Below are 20759 nucleotides of genomic sequence, written 5' to 3'. Positions count from 1 at the left end.
TCAGGCAGGGGGTTAACAATGGAGTTGAGTATAATGAAAAAACTGCCAATGATCGCAGCTGCTTTTGGCGCTGCTACACTAATCGCTGCCCCTAGTTTCGCACAAGATGCTGGCGCTGAAGCACCAGAAGAAGGCGCAACAGAAGCAGCTCCAGCCCCCGAGGCGGCACCAGCAACCATCGATACAGATGGTGATGGTGTGATGGATGCTTGGGACCAACGTGGCGATGGCAAACCTGACAGCTGGGACACAGACGGTGATGGTGCCCCAGATGCGTTTGACCAAGATGGTGACGGTGCGCCTGACCCTAAATAGGTAAAACATACAGGGCCCAATCAGCCTGAAATGTGCCTAACGTGCGCGGCCAGCTTGAGCAATTCTCCCTCCCTGCTCGGTTGGCCGCCACATATATCTCTGACAAGGAAGAGAGCTCATGAAAAAACTATTGAAACCAGCATTGATTTTGACGCCTGCAATATTTGCGCTTGCCGCTTGCGATGCACCACCGGCAGAAGACCCTGCCGCTGATGGCTTGGAAGATGGTACGGGAATGGATGCTTCACCAATGGAAGAGCCTGTAGATACGGGACCTTTGGACGATAGCGCGCCAGCAACTGGCGGCCTTGAAGGAGGTGCAGCGCCAGCTGATGAAATATTGCCAGACGCAAATGAAGCGATCCCTCCGGTAGGTGAAGATAGCGCAACAGATGACGCGACAACAGCTACCGCTGGCGAAAGCGAAACAGAAAAATCGGAATAATTTTCCGATAACCGGGCATTGGGTCGCAACAAATGCCCAGGGATATTTCGGGGGTGACGATCGGGGCCAACACTCTTTTCAAGAGGTGAGACCTATGACGACACCCCCCAATATCTCGCAAATGTCGCTTAATGACATGCTCTACACTCGTGACATGTCAGGCGATGAGATCCAAAATATCCAAGCTTATCTTCGGTACTATGGGTATCTTCAAGACCGTTTTGGTGAGCTGCATGATGGTGAATATGATGATGCCACCGAAAAAGCTGTTCGGCTCTATCAATGCTGTTTCGGCTTGCCGGCGACTGGAAAAGTAGATCAAGCCACACTCTGCGAAATGGCAAGACCCCGTTGTGGCTTTGTAGATATCCTCCCCATGAGTGCAGAATTTACGGCGATCAGTCGATGGGACAATTCCGACCTTACATATAGGTTCAATAGCTTTTCAACCAAGATGGCGCAGGCGGATATTGAGCGTGATGTCACTGCTGCCTTTGGTTTATGGTCAGAGCAATGCGATCTCCGCTTCTCTGTCAGCACCGATGGAACTGTCGATATTGAGATCGAGTTTGCAACGGGGGAACATGGCGACGGGAACCCATTTGACGGCGCATCAGGTGTATTGGCACATGCCTATTTCCCACCACCCAATGGCGGCCCGCTGGCGGGCGACACCCATTTTGATGATGATGAAAACTGGACCTGCAACGTCAGCGATACCCAGGGCATCGATTTTCTGACCGTAGCCGCTCATGAATTTGGTCATGCCATTGGCCTGGGACATAGCCGTCAGAGAGGCGCCTTGATGTTCCCCAGCTATTCCGGTCCACAGCGGTTCTTGGCTCCCGACGACATCGCGGGGTGCCAATCATTATATGGTCCACCAAGCGCTTCGATCACAAACGCAAGCCCGCCTTAATCTGGACGGAGATTTCAGCGCGGAATTCTTTATACTGATCCCCTCACCTTGATTCTGTAACTTTCTGCCGTGATTTCCCGAACTATCGAACATCGGGCAAATTTAGGCTCTTGGGCATGTTTATGCTATTAGGTCAATTTCAAGCGGAAGAGGAAACAGCATGCATATTTTCAAATCAGTCGCGATTCTGGGAGCAGCAACTGCACTCAGCTTCAATCCAGGTTCAGCCATCGCCGCAGGCGGTGGTGGCGGAGGTGGCTCAGCACCCAGCAATAGCGCTCCGAAATATGATGCATCAGCCGAATATCAAAAGGGAGTGGCGGCCCTCAGAGCCAAAGATCACAAAAAGGCCGTCAGATCCTTCAAACGCTCGCTCAGCGTGGCACCGCGTAATGCCAGTGCACAATATCTGCTTGGTGTTAGCTATATTGAACAGGGCAACTATAAAAAAGCACGTAAACCGCTGGAAAAAGCAGTTAAGTATAACAGCAATCTAATCGAAGCACATCGTGATCTTGCAATCACATATCACAAGCTGGACATGACAGATAAGGCTACAGCTTCGCTCAACAAGCTAACTGCCAAGGATAGCGCATGTGGCAACGGCTGCAAGGAAAAGGACAAGCTGAGCAAAGCGATTGCCGAAGTGAAAGCGGCCATGAATGGCAGCGATTCAGCAAGCTATAATCCTGTTAACAATATCGATTTTGTCAGCAACGAAATTGGTGATCTAGCCTATATGGGTGCTGTCGCTCTTATCAATGAAAAGAAATATGACGAGGCCATTGCGGAGCTGCAGCTGGCTTCAATAACCTTTGGCCCGCATCCCGACATTCTGACTTATCTTGGCTTTGCCAATCGAAAGCTCAAAAAATTCGAAGCTGCCGAGCAATATTATCAGGCAGCGCTAGCCGTTGCTCCCGACCATCTCGGTGCCACTGAATATTACGGAGAATTGATGGTGGAACGCGGGGATATTGCCGGAGCCAAGAAGAAACTGGCACGGCTGGAAAGCCTGTGTAGTTTCGGATGCTATGAAGCCGAGGAATTGCGCCGGTGGATTGGCGAAGCGTCCGTTTCCTAAAGTATAGCGCGGCGATTGGTTTGACCTGTGCAGCAGTTGCACAGGCCACCGATCGCCTGCCAATTCAGGCCATGGCATGGCTTGATCCCGCACAATATCTGTCAGCGCTGACGACTGAACCACTGCGCACTGCGGCAACCAGCGATCAGCAAATGGTTGTGGGAGAGGCCCTGTTCCACACACCAACTTTGTTGGGCGGTCAGGCGGCGAAGGCTGGCCTGTCCTGCGCCAGCTGTCATGAAAACGGCCGGGACAATCCCGCTTTTCTATTCCCAAATGTGTCTGGCGATCCGGGAACAGCCGATGTCACGAACAGCTTTTTCAGCTCCCATCGCGGCAATGCAATCTTCGATCCGGTGGCGATTCCGGATCTGACAGCTCCGGGCAAGGTCTCTCGCGCCACTGACAGTCAAGAGCTGGAGACATTCATCCGCGACCTGATCGTGGAGGAGTTTAACGGACAAGAACCGACACAATCTGTTCTTGCTGCCCTTTCCCATTATGTGCGTTCTTTAACTGTCGATCCCGGTAAAGGGCGCGTAGCGGTATCGGTTGAAAGTCAGTTGATGGCGATTGGCCAGGCTGTGCAGGCTGCAAAAGACGCGCGAGCACGAAATGATCTGAAATTATCACATTTGCTGCTGGCATCCGCACGCCATCGACTTGGGCTTATCCATGAGCGCTATGTGGGAAAAGCTCTCACCCGGCAGCGCCGTGCGATTGTTTCAGCCAGTCGGGGACTCGGAGACTTACAGAATTTTAAGGAAAACAAGGGCTTCGACGAGGCTTCGAACCAGTGGGAACGGAGCTTCCTCAAAACACAAAAGCTCGTAACCCAGACGCAGCATCTATCGCTATATGATCCGGAAATACTCAAGGCTGCGTTGCAGAAAACGGCGAACTAGCACGTCATATCACAAAGAAACGGCCCGGAGATTGGATCCCCGGGCCGCTTTTATTTCATCTGTAATCCGACAATTATCCGAACTGGTTCATCGTATTGTCGGCGCCGCCTGCTTTCAGGGCTGCATCACCGGCGAAATATTCCTTATGGTCATCACCAATGTCGGAACCGGCCATGTTTTGATGCTTCACGCAAGCAATGCCCTGGCGAATTTCTTCGCGCTGAACGTTAAGAACATAACCCAGCATGCCTTGTTCACCGAAATATTCTTTCGCAAGATTATCGGTCGATAGAGCGGCCGTGTGATAGGTTGGCAGCGTGATCAAGTGGTGGAAAATACCAGCCCGTTTTGCACCATCAGCCTGGAACGTCCGGATACGCTCATCGGCATCGGCTGCCAATTCGGTTCCGTCATATTCAACGCTCATCAGGTTTGTACGGTCATAAGCGGTGACATCTTTGCCTTCGGCTGCCCACGCATCATAAACCTGCTGACGGAAATTCAGCGTCCAGTTAAATGATGGCGAGTTGTTATAAACCAGCTTCGCATTCGGCATGACTTCGCGGATCCGGTCTACCATGCCGGCAATCTGCTCAACATGCGGCTTCTCGGTCTCGATCCACAGCAGGTCAGCACCATTTTGCAGCGAGGTGATACAATCGAGTACGCAGCGATCTTCACCGGTTCCGGCGCGGAACTGGAAGAGATTGCTGGGCAGACGCTTCGGACGCATCAACTTGCCATCACGGTTCAGGATAACATCTCCATTTTGCGCCGTCGCCGGATCAATTTCTTCGCAATCAAGGAAGCTGTTATATTGGTCGCCGAGATCGCCAGGCTCATTGCTCACTGCGATCTGTTTGGTCAGACCAGCGCCCAAAGAGTCGGTGCGGGTGACGATGATTCCATCTTCAACACCGAGTTCCAGGAACGCATAACGACAGGCGCGAACCTTCGCGAGGAAGTCTTCATGTGGCACGGTGACTTTGCCGTCCTGGTGACCGCATTGTTTCTCATCAGACACCTGGTTTTCGATCTGAAGGGCGCACGCACCGGCTTCGATCATTTTCTTGGCGAGCAGATAGGTTGCCTCTGCATTACCAAAGCCAGCGTCAATATCAGCGATGATCGGAACAACGTGGGTCTGATGGTTTTCAACTTCGTTCATCAGTCGTTTTTCAGTCACGACATCACCCGCATCGCGCGCCGCATCAATATCGCGGAACAAGCCGCCCAGTTCACGGGCATCAGCCTGACGCAGGAAGGTATAAAGCTCTTCAATCAGTGCAGGCACAGATGTTTTCTCGTGCATAGACTGATCAGGAAGCGGACCAAATTCGCTGCGCAAAGCGGCAACCATCCAGCCCGACAGGTAAAGATAACGGCGTTTCGTATTACCGAAATGTTTCTTGATCGAGATCATCTTCTGTTGACCGATAAAGCCGTGCCAGCAACCCAAAGACTGAGTGTAGTTGGCGGGATCAGCATCATAAGCAGCCATATCTTCACGCATGATTTTTGCGGTATATTTGGCGATATCGAGGCCAGTGTGGAAACGGTTCTGCAAGCGCATCCGGGCAACGGCTTCAGAGTCGATACCATCCCAAGTTCCGTTCTGCTTTTGGATCAGCGCGTTCGTCTGATTGATATATTCTTGATATGACATGGTCATGCTCCTTTAAAAATTCGGCAATTTAGCGGTGTTCGCGAATCGTTGTTCACGATAGCTATGTCCCTTCTTACGCCGCGTAGAGCCGGGTCCGAAGCGTTGTGAAGTTTAACTGTAACGCTTTACAAAATATTGTTGTATAGTTGTAAGGATATTACAAAGAGGTGATTCGAAATCCATATGCCTAGAGTCCATCATGTCCAGTGAACGCCCGGTCTATATGGGGCCTCGTCTGAAAAGGCTTCGCCGCGATCTCGGCCTTACGCAGGCCGACATGGCCGCCGATCTCGAAATCTCAGCATCCTATGTCGCTTTGCTAGAGCGCAATCAACGGCCCTTTACCGCCGACATGCTGCTGCGTCTCGCCCGAACCTATAAGATCGACATGGCGGAATTGGCCGGCGATGGCGGTGAGGAATATACCGCGCGGCTAGAGGCAGTGCTCAAAGATCCGATGTTTGCAGATATCGATTTTCCGCAACTCGACACTGCCGATGTCGCTATCAGCTATCCTGGTTTCACTGAAGCAATGTTGCGCCTTTACACGGCGTATCGTGAAGAACAATTGGCCTTAGCCGACAAAGATACTGGTCCCCGTGCTGATGGAAGCAGTGTTGATCCGGATGCGGCAGATCCTGTCGCACAAGCGCGGAGATTTCTTGCTGCTCGGAGAAACAGTTTCTCCAATATCGATGATGCTGCCGAACGCCTGGCAGAAACTGTCAGCAGTCAGGAAAGCATGGCAGTCTACCTGAAGGAAAAACATGGGCTTAAAGTGCGCCGGCTTCCTGCTGATGTGATGATGGGAGCAACACGGCGACTGGATCGCCACAGGCGTCAGATATTGATTGATGATCAGTTGGATAACGCCAGCCAGCGGTTTCAGCTCGCTCTACAACTCTCGTATCTCGAATTAAACGGAGAGATAGATAACGTCCTCAAAGAAGGTAGCTTTGCGACAGACAGCGGTGAGAGACTGACGCGAAGGGCTCTGTCCGGCTATGCGGCAGCCGCATTACTCATGCCTTACTCCGCCTTCGCTAAGGCTGTGGAACAGCGTCATTACGATGTCGAAGCACTCGCTCGCCAATTCGGCACAAGTTTCGAACAGACAGCCCACCGACTAACCACATTGCAGAAACCCGGTCAGGAACGCGTGCCCTTTTTCTTCATCCGGGTTGATCCCGCAGGCAATGTCTCAAAAAGATTGGATGGCGCTGGATTTCCATTTGCTCGTCACGGGGGCGCCTGTCCTCTTTGGTCTGTGCATCAAGCGTTCCGGACTCCAAGACAGGTCGTAACCCAGTGGCTTGAGCTGCCTGATGGTGAGAGATTTTTCTCAATCGCCCGCACCGTAACAGCCGGCGGAGGCGCCTTTGGAGCACAACAAGTTGAACGCGCTATCGCACTGGGTTGTGCAGCAGAACATGCAGACCGCCTTATCTATACACGCGATCAGCCCGATATTAGCGCAGAAAATGCAACACCTATTGGCGTAACCTGCCGCCTTTGCCATCGTACAAAATGCCGGGCGCGATCCGCACCACCTATTGGACGGCAGATTTTATCTGACGACAATCGCCAATCAAATACACCTTTTGGATTTTCTCACAGCTAAGTGTCGATTGAAAAGACTGCCGTTTAGATAGATTTTGCAGACATTAGAAAATGTCTGGAGGCCCGAGCCGGAATCGAACCGGCGTACACGGATTTGCAATCCGCTGCGTCACCACTCCGCCATCGGGCCGGAGAGGGGGCGCAATTGCTTCGCTTTTCCGCCAATGTCAACCCAAAGTTCATGCAAACTAAGCTCCATGTGCCCATATTGGGTCATTATGAAAATTTCGCCATATGACGAAAATCGCCGAAATCCGTCTTGGCTGTAACGACAAGTGCGGCTAGAAGCTGTCAAATTATATCCATGCTGTATTGCTTAAATAATACAGGAGTGGCATAGACTAACATTAATCACGTTGAAGGTAATATAGTGGGTCAGGAAAATTTCGCCGAAATGCGCAAGGCAATGGTCGTTAGCCAATTGCGGACAACCGATGTCAATGATCCTCGTGTCATAGCTGCGATGAGTCATGTTGCACGGGAAGATTTTGTTCCTGCTGGATCACGTAATGTTGCTTATTCCGATCGCGGTGTTCAAATTGGTGATGACCGCGCCCTCAACACGCCGCTAGCTACGGGTCGATTATTGAATAGTGCTGAGTTGAACAAAGACGATAAAGTTTTGCTGATTGGTGCTGCTACGGGCTACACAGCCGCAGTTGTAGGACAGTTGGCAGGATCGGTTGTTGCGGTGGAACAGTCCTCCAAACTCGCCACCAAGGCTAAAGCAAATCTCGAAGGTCTGGAGAATATCCAGGTAGAGAAAGGCAATCATGCAAAGGGTTTTGCAGCACAAGCACCTTATTCTGCCATTATTATCGACGGCGTCGTAGATACCATTCCAACAGCACTTGCGGATCAATTGGCTCCCGAAGGTCGTCTGGTCGGATCCGTTATGGATAACGGCGTGGCGCGTCTGGCAATTGGATATAAAGGGGGAGACAAGATTGGCTATCAATATTTCGCCGATTGCGGCGGAGTTACCCTGCCAGGATTCGAACAGGCCAAGAGTTTCAATTTCTAATATGCCGTTGTTTCTGCAACGATTCCTAGGGAGAGTTTTTCAATGAGTAAGCGTAGTTTGTTGCTGGGTGCTATCGCCCTCGCAACCCTCTCCACTCCGGCTCATGCTGATACGCTCCGCGAAGCTTTTATCGCAGCCTATAAAACCAATCCAACCTTGTCTGGTGCTCAGGCGGGGCAGCGCGCTGAAGATGAGAATGTTCCCATCGCTAAGGCGGATGGTCGCCCAAATGCAGGTTCCCAGTTTGGCTTTCAAGAGGACTTTCTGCGTAATGCGATTAGCTTTACAGCTCCTCTTCGGCGGGTCACGGCTTCTGGTGATTTGAGTGTGCCGGTATACTCGGGCGGCAGAGTAAAAAACGCGGTACGCGCCGCAAAAACGCGTGTGGCGGCTGGCCAATATGATTTGCGGGGAACCGAGGCTAGCCTGTTTAGCAACGTCGTCGCAGCCTATATGGACGTAATGCGTGATGAAGCCGTTGTGCGGCTTAATCGTGCCAATGTGGGCGTTCTGGCGGTCAATCTGGAGGCGACCAGCGATCGTTTTGAGATAGGTGATCTTACCCGTACCGATGTTGCGCAGTCCGAATCACGGCTGGAGGTTGCAAAAGGCGAATTGGAAACCGCGCGCGCCAATCTGATCACCAGTAAAGAAAATTATATTGCTTTGGTTGGGCAGGTTCCTGGCGAATTGCAACCTCCTCCTCCCTTGCCAAATCTGCCAAAAGCACCAGATGAAGCAGTGAACATTGCTCTACAATTTAATCCTGATTTGCTGGCAGCTAAGGAACGGAGTGTTGCCACGGAGTTTGATGTTAAACGGGCGCGAGGTGCAGTCAAACCAACCGTCGAAGCCTATGTGCAAGGCACCTATATAAACTTTCTAAACACACTGGACCGCCGTGATCCTGATTCACCGCCGGATCCACGGCTAGGTCCACGGGCATCACAGGAACAATCCAATGCAGAAGCCGGTGTACGCCTAACCATTCCAATCTATCAAGGCGGACGTCCGGCAGCACAGATACGCCAGGCCCAGGCGAGGTCCGGCCAAGCTTATGAGCAAGTCATTGCAACGGAGCGCAATATCATTGCACAAACCCGCGCCGCATATTCCAGCTGGCGTGCATCGGAACGGGTGATCCAGTCATCGGAGCGAGCGGTCGCAGCCAGTGCTTTGTCTCTGGAAGGCGTCCGTGCCGAAAATAGCGTTGGCAATAGGACCATCCTCGATATTTTGAACGCAGAGCAAGAGTTGCTCAATGCCCAAGTGCAACTAGTGACGGCGCGGCGCAACAGCTATGTTGCAGGCTTTACACTATTGGCCGCAATGGGTCGTGCCGAAGCACGCGACTTGGGCCTCGATGGCGGCCCGCTCTATGACCCACAGGTCAATTATGATCGGGTTAAGAACCAGTTCTATGATTTTCAGTCTGATCCCAACCCCGAACCAATAGCGACCCGAACTGTCGATACACCAGCCCAAACGGCAGATGTCGAGCCTTTGCCCAAATAAAACAAAAGCGAATAGCAATGTTACTGGCAAATAGTTGCCGATCTTGTGGTTCATGCGCTAAGGAAATGTGATAGTCACAAGCTTTGGATTTTGAGTATAGGGGTTTTGCGAATGGCGGAACAAAATAAAGAATCGTCGATGGAAGAGATTCTCTCTTCGATTAAGCGCATTATTGCTGAAGACAAAGCCATCGAACCTGACCGCTCAATCGCAAAAGATGACGATGCGATGCAGAGCAAGGAAGCTGCACCGCGCGTAAAATCTGTTCCCGATAACGTTACACCAATCGCGCCGCTGCCGAAAAATATCGCATCCAAAGGCGACAAATTTACGAAACCAACTGTCAAGACCTCGGCAGATGATGACGGCGTCTTGGAACTGACTAATGAGGTCAAGGACAGCACGACATCGTCGGCGCAAGGTGTTTTCGGGGATCGTCGCAAAGAAGAGCGGCTGATCAACGATCAGAAACTCGATTCGATGCGCCAATCCTTGTCAGCCTTGGTCGCTATGGAAGGTACAAACAACGAACCGAAAGCTCAACCAACTCAGCAAACTTCGCTAGAAGACCTGACCCGCGATCTCATGCGGCCGATGTTAAAAGAATGGCTGGATGAGAATTTGCCAAAACTGGTGGAAGAAATGGTTGCCCGGGAAATTAGACGGATTAACGGGAAGTAGTCTCTTCGGCTTTAATCTCAATTGCCATCGTGAGCAGGCCTGCTAAACCGGCCTACATGAAAAAAATCTCAAAATTGTCATCCATTGCCCTACTTCTTTCGAGTGCGGCTTTATCCACATCTATAGCATCTGCGCGGCCATTGACGGCAGTGGACCTCGCGACTCTCAAACGCGTTGGCACTGTAGCAGTTTCGCCTGACGAAAAATGGAGCGCCTTTAGTGTCACTGAAACCGATGCTGATACTTACAAGCGTTCAGCCGGACTTTGGTTGATAGACCTCACCAAGACCAATGCCGTTCCAGTCCGCGTTGCAGATACGCAAAATGGCAGCGAACACAGTCCGGCTTTCTCAGCTGATGGTAACACGCTCTATTATCTATCCGATGCAGGCGGTTCCGAACAGCTTTGGACAGTTGCTATCTCTGCCAATGGAGAAAACGGACAGCCGGTTCAGGCTAGCAACCTTAAAGCCGACATCGCTGGCTTCAAACTATCTCCAAAGGGCGACAGAATAGCAGTTTGGGGCGATATTGCCAAAGACTGCCCGACATTTGGCTGCGATAAAGCTGAGGGCGGAACGGGCAACAAGGCTATGCCTGGACCTGGCACAGGCCGGGAGTATGACGAATTATTCGTACGCCATTGGTCAAGCTGGGAAACGCCTGGGAATTATAGCCGCATATTTTCCTTTGATTTGCAAGATGGCAAGCTCGCGGGCAATGGAACCGCTTTAGACGGCGACCTTGTAGGTGACAGCCCGTCCAAACCCTTTGGCGGCGGAGAAGAAATTTCTTGGTCTACCAGCGGAAAAGGCTTGGCTTTTGTTCTGCGTAAAGCAGATCGAAATGAACCGAAGTCAACCGACTTGGATGTTTATGGCGTCGCGATATCCAAGGGCAAACCCGATCCGATGCCAGGCAATGGTGATGCAACTGACACATTGCCGGCTTTCTCGCCGGATGACGAGTGGTTCGCCTGGGCAGCAATGGAACGTCCCGGTTATGAAAGTGATCGCAAGGTCTTGAAACTGCTACGCAAAGGGGAAAAAGAACCAAAGGTGCTGACAGGCGATTGGGATCGATCGGTTAGCTCCATCACTTGGACACCGGACAGTAAAGCCCTGATCGTCACTGCCTCTGAAGTCTTGGACTATGCTGCCTTTCGCGTTGATATCGCGGACGGAAAAGTAACGCGGCTGACGGGAAAAGGAAGTGTCGGAAATATTACGCCGTTAAAAGACGGTTCAATGATTTTCACCAAAAAATCTCTACAGGCACCGGATGATATTTATCGCCGTGCCGCAGATGGTAAAGTTACACAGCTCACCAATATCAACGGTCGCGAGCTGGCTGAAATTGATAAGGTCGATATCGAGCGCTTTAACTTCAAAGGCGCTGAAGGTCATCAGGTCTGGGGACAGATCATTAAACCAGCAGGAGCGAAGGGCAAGCTGCCGATGGCTTTCCTGGTCCATGGCGGGCCGCAGGGCAGCTTTGGCGATAGCTGGTCAACCCGTTGGAATCCCAAGGTAATGGCGTCGCAAGGCTATGCTGTGGTGACCATCGATTTCCATGGATCGGCGGGCTATGGGCAGGAATTTATGGACAGCATCAATCAGGACTGGGGTGGCAAACCGCTCGAAGATCTGAAACTGGGCCATGCGGCAGCGCTGAAAATTGACAAGCAGATTGACGGCGACAGATCCTGTGCATTGGGCGCCAGCTATGGCGGCTATATGATGAATTGGATTGCGGGCCAATGGCCGGACCAGTTTGACTGTATCATCAATCATGCCGGCATATTCGACCTGCGCAGCTTTGCCTTCTCGACCGAGGAGCTGTGGTTCGATCAATGGGATCATGGTGGCCCCTGGTGGGAACGCGCCGATCCGGAAAAATGGAACCCGATCCAGCATATCGACAAATGGAAAACACCGACCCTGTTCATCCATGGCGAGAAGGATTTCCGCATTCCCTATACCCAATCGATAATGCCATTCACTTATGCGCAGGAACGCAATATCCCCTCCAAGCTGTTGATTTTCCCTGATGAAAACCACTGGGTGCTGAAAGGCAAGAATAGCGTGCAGTGGCACAATAATGTGTTCGACTGGATGGCCCGCTGGACTGGGCAAGGTGATGAGAAATGAGCTTTTTCCCCACCGAAACTGATGGCGACACCATCATCGTCACTCTGACCAACGCGCCGCGCAACACACTGTCGACCGAGTTGCTCAACGAGGGTACGGAAGTGTTCCGGAAGTTGGCGCAGGATAATCCCAAAGGTGGCGTTGTGCTCACTGGAGCGGGCGAGCACTTCACCTGCGGTATGGATACGAAGATCGCGGCCACGCTAGACGAAGCGGGTCAAGAACAGGCCATTGCAGCCATCAACACCTATGCGGCATCGCTCCACCGTCTGCCCTGCGCATTTGTATGCGCGGTCAATGGCAATGCCATTGGTGCTGGCGGGATCATGATGCTGTGCGCCGACTGGATTTACGCTGCCTCTGGCAATTATAAAATCGGTCTGCCTGAGGCCAAGGCGGGCCTGCCCTTCCCGCCCGTGCCGCAGGTGATTTTGGATCATTGGCTGGAACCCTCATGGCGGCGGCGTTTGGCGCTGTCGAGCATGTTGTTGAAACCCAATGAAGCCATTGGTGCTGGCATGGTGGAAGCAACCCTGATGCCAGGCGATTTGATCGAAAAATCCGTAGCAAAGGCACAGGAGCTAAATGCGCAGCCCGGTTTCGCCGCCTGCAAGCGGCAGCTGCGCGCCAAGGCGAATGCCGAAATTGATGCAATTTTGAACGGTTGAATAACGGCGCAAGCGCTGGCAAAGGCAGCGCATGACATTAGATAAAAATTTCGACCCTGCGGCCATTGAAGCGCGCTGGTATACACATTGGGAAAAATCCGGCCAGTTTCGCCCTGAACGCGACGATGCGGAGCCGTTTACGATCGTCAATCCGCCACCCAATGTCACCGGAAGTTTGCACATCGGTCACGCGCTCGACAATACGTTGCAGGATATCATCATCCGCCATGAACGGCTGAAGGGCAAAGACGCGCTCTGGGTCGTTGGCATGGACCATGCCGGGATTGCGACACAGATGGTTGTCGAACGGCAGATGGAAGAACGGCAGGACAAGCGAACCAACTATACGCGCGAAGAATTTGTCGAGAAAGTCTGGGAGTGGAAAGAGGAATCCGGCGGCGCGATCACCGGACAGCTCCGCCGTCTCGGCTGCTCGATGGATTGGGCCAACGAACGTTTCACCATGGACGACGGCATGAACGAAGCCGTGCTCAAAGTGTTTGTCGATCTCTATAATGATGGCCTGATTTATCGCGACAAGCGTCTGGTCAACTGGGATCCGGCGTTGAAAACCGCAATTTCCGATCTGGAGGTCGAGACCGTCGATACGAAAGGTGGTTTCTGGCATTTCAAATATCCGCTGGCTGATGGCGTAAAGCTAGACAATGGACAGGACTATATCGAAGTCGCCACAACCCGGCCCGAAACTATGCTCGCCGATATGGCGGTTGCTGTGCACCCCAGTGACGAGCGCTATAAGAGCGTGATTGGCAAAGAAATCGAGCAACCGATTACTGGACGACGATTCAAAGTTGTCGCAGACGAACATGCCGACCCCGAGCTGGGCAGCGGTGCTGTGAAAATCACACCGGGCCATGACTTTAACGATTTCGAGGTCGGAAAGCGCGCCGGTTTTGCAGCAGGCGAGATGCTCAATATGCTCGATGGCGAAGCCAATGTTTGCCAGAGCGCGGACGGTTTGGTGCCGGACGAATTTATTGGTCTTCATCGGTTCAAGAAAGACGGTGTCGATGGCGCGCGCGAATTGGTGGTGCAGCGGATGAAGGAACTCCGTTGCCTGATTCCGCATGTGACCAAAAACAAGGATGGCGAAGAAGTCGAGCATGATGCCGAACCGCGCACCATCGCAACACCTTTCGGGGATCGCGGCGGCGTGGTCATAGAGCCTTGGCTGACCGATCAATGGTATGTCGATGCTGAGACACTGGCGCAGCCTGCCATCAAGGCGGTGCGCGACGGCAGCATCGAGATTGTCCCAAAGACCTGGGAAAAAACCTGGTTCAACTGGATGGAAAATATCCAGCCTTGGTGTGTGTCGCGCCAGCTTTGGTGGGGGCACCGGATACCAGCCTGGTTTGATGATGCCGGTAAAATCTATGTTGCCGAAGATGAAGCGGCCGCTCAGGCACAGGCCGGCGAAGGTGTCGCGCTGACCCGCGATCCCGACGTTCTCGACACCTGGTTCTCCTCGGCCCTTTGGCCCTTCGGTACACTCGGCTGGCCGGACGAAACCGAAGACCTCAAGCGCCACTATCCAAATGACCTGCTGATCTCCGGCTTTGATATCCTTTTCTTCTGGGATGCGCGGATGGCGATGCAGGGCATACAATTCATGAAAGACGTGCCGTGGAAGCGGCTCTATCTGCACGGGCTAGTACGCGCCGAAGATGGATCGAAAATGTCCAAGTCCAAGGGCAATGTGGTCGATCCTCTCGGCCTGATTGATCAATATGGCGCAGACGCCTTGCGTTTCTTCATGGCGGCGATGGAAAGCCAAGGCCGTGATATTAAAATGGATGACAAGCGGGTCGAGGGCTATCGCAATTTCGCGACCAAGCTCTGGAATGCCTCGCGCTTCTGCGAAGTCAATGGCATTGGCGCGAGTAAGACCTTGCGTGCGCCGGAGGCTAAATTGCCGGTCAACCGCTGGATCATTTCCGAAGTGACCGAAACGCTAGCCACGCTCGACAAGGCGCTCGGTGATCTGCGTTTTGATGCAGCGGCCAACACCATTTATCATTTCACCTGGGACCGGTTCTGCGACTGGTATCTGGAGCTTATCAAGCCACTGCTGCAAGGTGATGATACCGCGGCAGCGGCCGAGACCCGCGCGGTTGCCGGCTGGGTGCTCGACCAGATCATTGTGATGCTCCACCCGTTCATGCCGTTTATCACCGAAGAATTATGGCACAGCATGGCCAGCGAAACCGACGGCAGAAACTATGACCTGATCGTTGCCAAATGGCCAGAACCGAAAGCGGAAATTGACGCCGATGCGAAGGCGGAAGTCGACTGGCTTATCCGCCTGATCTCGGCAACCCGCACGGCCAAGGTCGAACTCAACATCCCACCGGGCACCAAGATGACCGCCCATGTTCGCGATGGGGATGAAGCCTTGCAAAAACGCATTGAGCGGCAGGCGTCCGCTCTGGATCGGGTGGGTCGTTTGGAGAGTTTCTCCTTTGACCCCGCCCCCGACGGCGCAACCGCACAGATTGTTATCGATGGCGCTACTTATGTCCTACCGCTGGCCGGTGCGATTGACATTGATGCGGAAAAAGCGCGTCTCGGCAAAGCACTGGAAGGCGTGTCCAAGGAAGCCAAATCTCTTGAAGGCCGTCTGGGCAATGCCAATTTTGTTGAGAAAGCCAAACCGGAAGCGGTCGAAAAAGCCCGCGCCGATCTGGCCGACAAAAGCGCGGAGGCCGAACGTTTGCAGGCGGCTCTTGCCCGTTTGGGGTGATCGTTTCACGCAAAGAGCGGACAGCTCTGGCCCATTGATATGCGTCCATTCTCTACCTTTGAGGGAGAGAATAGCAGAACTTGCGAGCGACGCGAGTTAGTGGCGCTTAGAGAGGGGTAGTGGCTCCCACCCCCTCACCGACTACAACTAGCCAGCGAGCTGGCAAGTTTGCGTTGTCCTCTCCCTCAAGGGGAGAGGATTGGCCGGGAATTTCTAATTCGTATCGCCGCGCCGCATTCTCTCGGCGGCTCTGCGCATTTCCGCTGCGCCTTCTCGCATTTCCGCGGCACCACGGCGAAACTCAGGGGCTTGCCTCAGCAGCTCGTCCGCCGTCATGCTGCCTTCATTCCACTTGTTCCGCTTTGCGGCTTCAGCCTCGCGAAAGGCCACATCGCTTTCCAGCCGGTCGGCATAAGCTTCCATCTTGTCGGCACCGCGCAGCATTTTCTCCGCGCCTTTTTCCATCCCGATCGCGCCTTTGGCCATGCCGGCGGCGACCTTGGCCTCAATCTTTTCGGCCAGATTTTCGCCCCATTCTTTATCGAACTTATGGCTGCCCTTGTGAGCCTGGCTCGCGGCGAGAGGGATTATTGACGCTGTTGCTGCCAGCGCCAGTCCGGCAATAGCCCGCCCAAAATTTCTGTTATTCATTGTGCATTCTCCATCCTAACGGGCCGGCTATCGTTTCCGGCCTATCGACTACATCTGTAATCGCTTAGAATGGCAGTGCTATTGCTGTTCGACCAACAACCTATGAACAAAGACAAAAGTCGGGATGGCGCTTAACGCCCCTGACTTCTCCAGCGTTTGATGACCCGCTGAATAATCTCTTCTTCGCCGCCATGGTCACGCCACAGTTCGGAGAAGACCGGATCTTCCGATGCCGGACGTTTTTCTTCGGCCAGCGTATCGAGTGACACACGGATCGGAATGGCAACACCCTCACCGCAGCAGATAATCTCTCGGTTTCTCAGCGCTGGAATAGAATCCAGGAAGCCGCGCGCACCTTCTGGCATAGCTGCTTTCACAAAAGCTTGGTCGCGGTCATTGTTCAAACGCATCGACAGGATCGTACCGCATTGTGACAACACACCTTCCGCCAAATCCGAAGGACGCTGGGTGATCAGCCCCAGGGAAACACCGTATTTACGGCCCTCTTTGGCAATCCGGCTCAAAATATCACGGACACTGCTTTCACCGCCAACATCATCATTGGGAATGTAACGGTGAGCCTCTTCGCAGACCAACAATATGGGTCGCTGAGGTTCATTTTTTGCCCAGATAGAATAGTCGAAAACCAGACGGCTCAAAACGGCAACAACGGTTGGCGTAATTTCGGACGGAACCGCGGAGACGTCGATGATCGAAATCGGCTTGCCATCGGATGGCAGACGGAAAATCTTGGACAGGAAATCTCCCATGGTGTCACCCACCAACATGCCGGAGAACATGAAGCTGTAGCGCGGATCAGCCTTAATCTCATCAATCTTCGTTTTCAGCCGCATATAGGGCGCAGAATTGGTCGATTTGTCGAGCTTGCCCATCTCGTTCTGAATAATATTCGTCAGATCGGAAAGAAGATATGGCACGGGACTGTCCACGGTCAGTTTGGCAACACCTTGCGCCGCCTGACTTTTGGCTTTGGCAGCGAGCAGACATTTTGCAAGAATATCGCAATCCATTTGCTTGGCATCGCCGGTGGACTGAACGAAAACTTCACAATGTTCGCGGAAATTCATTAGCCAATAAGGCAGATTGAGGTTGTTCACATCAAACAGCCGGCCATTGGTCTTGAATGCCGCTGAATATTCCCCGTGAGGGTCAATCATCAGGATATGTCCCTCTGGCGCAATATCGCAGATCTTGTGCAGGATCAGCGCGGCTGATGTCGATTTACCAGTACCGGTTGAACCCAACAACGCAAAGTGCTTGCCAAGCATGGAGTCAACATAAAGCGCTCCGCGAATATCGTCGGTCGGATACACCGTTCCGATCTCTACATTGGACCGTCCATCCGATGCGTAAACCTGCTTCAGGTCAGCAGTCGTCACCGCATAAATAACCGAACCGGGAACCGGATAGCGGGTTACACCGCGGCGGAAGTTATAGATATGCCCCGTGAGTCGTTCTTCATCACCTTCACCGAGAAAATCGATTTCAGCGATGATCAGGCCGCTTTGCCCTTCATATAGTTTCTGGGTGCGGATATTGGCCAGAAGCCATGTCTGGCCGACACGGATTTTCACTTGGTTACCCACCTGACCAGCCATTTTTACCGTCGGATCGGGATGATCAGCCAGCCCCGCAAGGACCGCTGCATCCATAACGATGCGGGAACCCGAGCCGGCAATTTCAATGACTTCGCCTATCTGATGCCCTTCGGTCCGCTTTGGTGTCGATGTCGGCGCATGTGTCGCAACCGGAGGCGTCACATCTTGTTCATCGCTTTGCGGGAGCGGCCGTGCCGCTGGGAAATTATGGGAACCCATATCTGACATGAAGTCACAATCCTGTGTTGTTTATCTGGCACATGGATTACGCTGTCATGGTTAAGGAATATTTACCGCACTTTCGAGAAGGTAAATTGCATGTGATTATCGGGTCAGCTTACATCTTACGAAACAGATATCCCGCACCCCAGCCAAAGATGATCGAAATGAGCACGGCCATCAAACCATATATGAAACCGTTTTCCTGAGACAGGTTGGTAATGAAACGCCCCATACCGATTTTTTCGATGGTGATTTCCTTGATTTCTGCGGCCTCTACCCGGCCATCGATAATTAGAAATGTCTCCGCAGAATATTCACCCACTGGCACACTGGCCGGCAAATTTATCCGTGCCTGATAGAGAACGGAATCGGTAATCTCGACGCTGTTGGGAAGATTCTTGTACAATCGTCCACGGCTGTTCAGATCGACAAGGCCATTGGTAAATCGCGCCAGTTCCTGACTGTCAATGGCGCCAGCCGGTGACAATTGCAGATGATCGAGCCCCAGTTCATAAATATCAGCCGTCTTGTCATCGACAATTTCCTCAACCGGCCGCGAGGATGCAACGGCATAATAGCCAGGAGCAGATCGAAATTCGCTGCTCGCGGCATTGATCCATATTCCTGCCACTTGCTGCTTTTCGCGCACCACGATGGATTCAGTCGGGCCTTTCAGAACAACAACAATATCCGCTCGCTCGCGGTTGCGCGTGCCCGGTGGATATGTGATCGCGCCAAATAACAATAGCTGCGCACCATTGAAATCGCCCTGGATGCTGATCTTGTCCTGCGACACATCGGGCACAAGAACGGGTGTATTCGCTGTAGCCAGAAACAATATCGCCAGACAGCCCAGCACCTTGCTACATTTTGATCGCAGGCCCGTCATAGCAGCTGTATCGTATAAATTTCATCGGGCTGAAAACCGAGTCCGAGAGCCATCCGAATGGCGACCAACAAGACCATGGCTGCAAGTGCCAATCGGAGATATTCGGGCCGCATCCGTTGCGCAAATTTTGCACCCAGTTGAGCGCCCGTTACACTGCCAATCAAAAGCAGGCCGGCAAGGACAATATCAACCGCTCTGGTCGTCATGCTGTGCATCATTGTAGAGGCTATGGTGACGAACAAAATCTGGAACAGGGATGTGCCAACGACAACTTGTGCGCCCATGCCAAGTAGATAGAGCATCGCCGGAACCATGATAAACCCACCACCGACGCCGAGCAACATCGTCAATATACCTGTTACGAGACCAAGCATGAAGGGAGCGATCGGAGAAATATAAAGACCGGAGCGATAAAAGCGCCACCGCATCGGCAGATTTGCGACTAGCGGATGATGCCGTCTTTTTCGTGCTGGCAATGGTTTACCGGAACGGACTGCTTTCACACTGCCCCATGCTTCCTTCGCCATCATACCGCCAATTCCGCCGAGCATCAGGACATAGAGTACGGAGATTACCGTATCAATTTGCCCCCATCTCTGCAGAACCTGGAACAATATCGTACCAAAGAATGTACCAAAAATACCGCCGATGACGAGCACCGCACCCATCCGAAAATCAACGCCTTTACGTCGCATATGAGCCGCGACACCGGAAATACTGGCGCCGGTGACCTGTGTTGATGCGGACGCGGCAGCCACTGTCGGAGGGATGCCATAGAATATCAAAAGCGGTGTCGTCAGAAATCCGCCGCCGACACCAAACATGCCCGACAGGATGCCAACAAGCCCGCCCAGCAAAACGATGACAAACGCATCAACAGACAAATTGGCTATGGGCAGGTAAATATCCATATTTCCAACGACTAATCTCTTTTGGTTACGGGATAAAGGGACTTGATCTGATCTCGAGCAAGAAATCTGATCTTTCGCTGCAATCCGGAGCGACTAAATCGTTCAAAAGCCGGTGCTCAGTGTAACGGCGGCGCCAGATCCGGGGTTCGCATTTCCTCCGATACGTTCACGCCAATCGAGTGATATCTGCATATCAACTTGATCAACCGGGATGTGGAATCGCAATCGCGGCCCGATGTCGATACGTGTTGCCCCTTCCTGTCCACTGGACCAGATGGCGGCACCGGCAGTAATTTTTTTCTTGTCACGCTCGATAAGTTGTTTTTGCAAGGAAGCCGAAACATCGAAGAAATAGCTGTCATCCTGACCAAAAACATATCCCATTTGGCCATATGTTTCCAAACGGATGCCAGGCAAAACCGTGTCAGGACCAGATCCTCCGGCCAGATAAAAAGCCGTCCCGCGATTATCGCCATCCCCTGCCCCGAAACGTTGCTCTGCATAAAAGGAAACGGGAATGTGAGCTAGAGCTTTGGCCTTGATCCCGACAGCCAGCTCTTCCTCCCCGCTGGATGAGAGGGCTGTTGATGCACGGCCAAAGGCAGAAACATGCCGACTATTATCCCCCAACATTCTGTAGGTAAGGATCGCCCCAGCCTGACTGGCACCATATTGCGCGACGGGAAATTGCACTGTTGGTGACTGCGTTCG

General features: G+C 52.7%; 18 protein-coding genes and 1 tRNA gene. 12 read left to right on the top strand and 7 right to left on the bottom strand.

Annotation, left to right across the window (positions count from 1 at the left end; translation table 11 throughout):
- Window positions 1-33: 33 nt before the first annotated feature.
- The 5 genes from BS29_RS06040 (at window position 34) to BS29_RS06020 (ending at window position 3668) form a co-directional block, all read left to right on the top strand.
- The gene (locus BS29_RS06040) at window positions 34-315 is read left to right on the top strand and encodes a hypothetical protein (RefSeq protein WP_229956312.1); all 282 of its coding nucleotides are present in this window, start codon (window positions 34-36) and stop codon (window positions 313-315) included.
- Between the two features lie 118 nt (window positions 316-433).
- Window positions 434-760 (top strand): hypothetical protein, encoded by a 327-nt coding sequence (locus BS29_RS06035; RefSeq protein ID WP_229956311.1) that lies wholly within the window; start codon window positions 434-436, stop codon window positions 758-760.
- Between the two features lie 94 nt (window positions 761-854).
- The gene (locus tag BS29_RS06030; RefSeq protein WP_229956310.1) at window positions 855-1679 is read left to right on the top strand and encodes a matrixin family metalloprotease; all 825 of its coding nucleotides are present in this window, start codon (window positions 855-857) and stop codon (window positions 1677-1679) included.
- 160 nt (window positions 1680-1839) lie between these two features.
- Window positions 1840-2763 (top strand): tetratricopeptide repeat protein, encoded by a 924-nt coding sequence (locus tag BS29_RS06025; RefSeq protein ID WP_229956309.1) that lies wholly within the window; start codon window positions 1840-1842, stop codon window positions 2761-2763.
- A complete protein-coding gene (locus tag BS29_RS06020; RefSeq protein ID WP_229956308.1) occupies window positions 2736-3668 on the top strand; it encodes a hypothetical protein in 933 nt (310 codons plus the stop codon). The genes BS29_RS06025 and BS29_RS06020 overlap by 28 nt, the downstream gene beginning before the upstream one ends.
- 73 nt (window positions 3669-3741) lie before the next feature.
- On the opposite strand, the gene BS29_RS06015 is transcribed toward BS29_RS06020, so the two are convergent.
- Window positions 3742-5334, bottom strand: coding sequence for an isocitrate lyase (locus tag BS29_RS06015; RefSeq protein ID WP_229956307.1), 1593 nt, complete (start codon window positions 5332-5334; stop codon window positions 3742-3744).
- Between the two features lie 199 nt (window positions 5335-5533).
- On the opposite strand from BS29_RS06015, the gene BS29_RS06010 reads away from it, so the two are divergent.
- Window positions 5534-6955, top strand: coding sequence for a helix-turn-helix domain-containing protein (locus BS29_RS06010; protein WP_229956306.1), 1422 nt, complete (start codon window positions 5534-5536; stop codon window positions 6953-6955).
- A 55-nt stretch (window positions 6956-7010) separates the two neighbouring features.
- Here BS29_RS06010 and BS29_RS06005 read toward each other — a convergent pair.
- Window positions 7011-7084 (bottom strand) — tRNA-Cys (locus tag BS29_RS06005).
- Between the two features lie 240 nt (window positions 7085-7324).
- Between BS29_RS06005 and BS29_RS06000 the strand changes: the two genes are divergently transcribed.
- From BS29_RS06000 to BS29_RS05975, 6 genes are all read left to right on the top strand, one after another.
- Complete coding sequence (locus BS29_RS06000; RefSeq protein ID WP_229956305.1) at window positions 7325-7978, top strand: protein-L-isoaspartate O-methyltransferase family protein; 654 nt, start codon at window positions 7325-7327, stop codon at window positions 7976-7978.
- Between the two features lie 42 nt (window positions 7979-8020).
- Window positions 8021-9493, top strand: a complete 1473-nt coding sequence (locus BS29_RS05995) for a TolC family outer membrane protein (RefSeq protein WP_229956304.1) — start codon at window positions 8021-8023, stop codon at window positions 9491-9493.
- 111 nt (window positions 9494-9604) lie between these two features.
- A complete protein-coding gene (locus BS29_RS05990) occupies window positions 9605-10174 on the top strand; it encodes a DUF2497 domain-containing protein (RefSeq protein ID WP_229956303.1) in 570 nt (189 codons plus the stop codon).
- A gap of 56 nt (window positions 10175-10230) precedes the next feature.
- On the top strand, window positions 10231-12324 hold the full coding sequence (locus BS29_RS05985) for a S9 family peptidase (protein WP_229956302.1): 2094 nt from the start codon (window positions 10231-10233) through the stop codon (window positions 12322-12324).
- Complete coding sequence (locus tag BS29_RS05980; RefSeq protein ID WP_229956301.1) at window positions 12321-12992, top strand: enoyl-CoA hydratase/isomerase family protein; 672 nt, start codon at window positions 12321-12323, stop codon at window positions 12990-12992. Before BS29_RS05985 ends, BS29_RS05980 begins: the two co-directional genes overlap by 4 nt.
- A gap of 31 nt (window positions 12993-13023) precedes the next feature.
- Window positions 13024-15756: a valine--tRNA ligase gene (locus BS29_RS05975; protein WP_229956300.1), complete on the top strand. Its 2733-nt coding sequence runs from the start codon at window positions 13024-13026 to the stop codon at window positions 15754-15756.
- A gap of 213 nt (window positions 15757-15969) precedes the next feature.
- Here BS29_RS05975 and BS29_RS05970 read toward each other — a convergent pair whose 3' ends face one another.
- The 5 genes from BS29_RS05970 to BS29_RS05950 form a co-directional block, all read right to left on the bottom strand.
- Window positions 15970-16407 carry a hypothetical protein gene (locus BS29_RS05970; RefSeq protein WP_229956299.1) on the bottom strand — a complete coding sequence of 146 codons (438 nt, stop codon included), beginning with the start codon at window positions 16405-16407 and terminating at the stop codon, window positions 15970-15972.
- A gap of 131 nt (window positions 16408-16538) precedes the next feature.
- The gene (locus BS29_RS05965) at window positions 16539-18254 is read right to left on the bottom strand and encodes an ATP-binding protein (RefSeq protein WP_407673752.1); all 1716 of its coding nucleotides are present in this window, start codon (window positions 18252-18254) and stop codon (window positions 16539-16541) included.
- Window positions 18255-18363: 109 nt separating this feature from the next.
- A complete protein-coding gene (locus tag BS29_RS05960; RefSeq protein WP_229956298.1) occupies window positions 18364-19137 on the bottom strand; it encodes a TIGR02186 family protein in 774 nt (257 codons plus the stop codon).
- Window positions 19134-20048: a sulfite exporter TauE/SafE family protein gene (locus tag BS29_RS05955; RefSeq protein WP_229956297.1), complete on the bottom strand. Its 915-nt coding sequence runs from the start codon at window positions 20046-20048 to the stop codon at window positions 19134-19136. The genes BS29_RS05960 and BS29_RS05955 overlap by 4 nt, the downstream gene beginning before the upstream one ends.
- Before the next feature lie 102 nt (window positions 20049-20150).
- On the bottom strand, window positions 20151-20741 hold the full coding sequence (locus BS29_RS05950) for a hypothetical protein (protein WP_229956296.1): 591 nt from the start codon (window positions 20739-20741) through the stop codon (window positions 20151-20153).
- Window positions 20742-20759 lie beyond the last annotated feature (18 nt).

Source organism: Parasphingorhabdus litoris DSM 22379 (assembly GCF_020906275.1).
Taxonomy (GTDB): domain Bacteria; phylum Pseudomonadota; class Alphaproteobacteria; order Sphingomonadales; family Sphingomonadaceae; genus Parasphingorhabdus; species Parasphingorhabdus litoris.
Note: the sequence above shows the minus strand (reverse complement) of the source record. Positions and strands in the feature narration are given on the sequence as shown.

Bases quoted from the DNA above. Each gene is read 5' to 3' on its own strand.
- BS29_RS06040 (WP_229956312.1), top strand. From the start codon at position 34: ATGAAAAAACTGCCAATGATCGCAGCTGCTTTTGGCGCTGCTACACTA.
- BS29_RS06035 (WP_229956311.1), top strand. From the start codon at position 434: ATGAAAAAACTATTGAAACCAGCATTGATTTTGACGCCTGCAATATTT.
- BS29_RS06030 (WP_229956310.1), top strand. From the start codon at position 855: ATGACGACACCCCCCAATATCTCGCAAATGTCGCTTAATGACATGCTC.
- BS29_RS06025 (WP_229956309.1), top strand. From the start codon at position 1,840: ATGCATATTTTCAAATCAGTCGCGATTCTGGGAGCAGCAACTGCACTC.
- BS29_RS06015 (WP_229956307.1), bottom strand. From the start codon at position 5,334: ATGTCATATCAAGAATATATCAATCAGACGAACGCGCTGATCCAAAAG.
- BS29_RS06010 (WP_229956306.1), top strand. From the start codon at position 5,534: ATGTCCAGTGAACGCCCGGTCTATATGGGGCCTCGTCTGAAAAGGCTT.
- BS29_RS05995 (WP_229956304.1), top strand. From the start codon at position 8,021: ATGAGTAAGCGTAGTTTGTTGCTGGGTGCTATCGCCCTCGCAACCCTC.
- BS29_RS05990 (WP_229956303.1), top strand. From the start codon at position 9,605: ATGGCGGAACAAAATAAAGAATCGTCGATGGAAGAGATTCTCTCTTCG.
- BS29_RS05985 (WP_229956302.1), top strand. From the start codon at position 10,231: ATGAAAAAAATCTCAAAATTGTCATCCATTGCCCTACTTCTTTCGAGT.
- BS29_RS05980 (WP_229956301.1), top strand. From the start codon at position 12,321: ATGAGCTTTTTCCCCACCGAAACTGATGGCGACACCATCATCGTCACT.
- BS29_RS05975 (WP_229956300.1), top strand. From the start codon at position 13,024: ATGACATTAGATAAAAATTTCGACCCTGCGGCCATTGAAGCGCGCTGG.
- BS29_RS05970 (WP_229956299.1), bottom strand. From the start codon at position 16,407: ATGAATAACAGAAATTTTGGGCGGGCTATTGCCGGACTGGCGCTGGCA.
- BS29_RS05965 (WP_407673752.1), bottom strand. From the start codon at position 18,254: ATGTCAGATATGGGTTCCCATAATTTCCCAGCGGCACGGCCGCTCCCG.
- BS29_RS05960 (WP_229956298.1), bottom strand. From the start codon at position 19,137: ATGACGGGCCTGCGATCAAAATGTAGCAAGGTGCTGGGCTGTCTGGCG.
- BS29_RS05955 (WP_229956297.1), bottom strand. From the start codon at position 20,048: ATGGATATTTACCTGCCCATAGCCAATTTGTCTGTTGATGCGTTTGTC.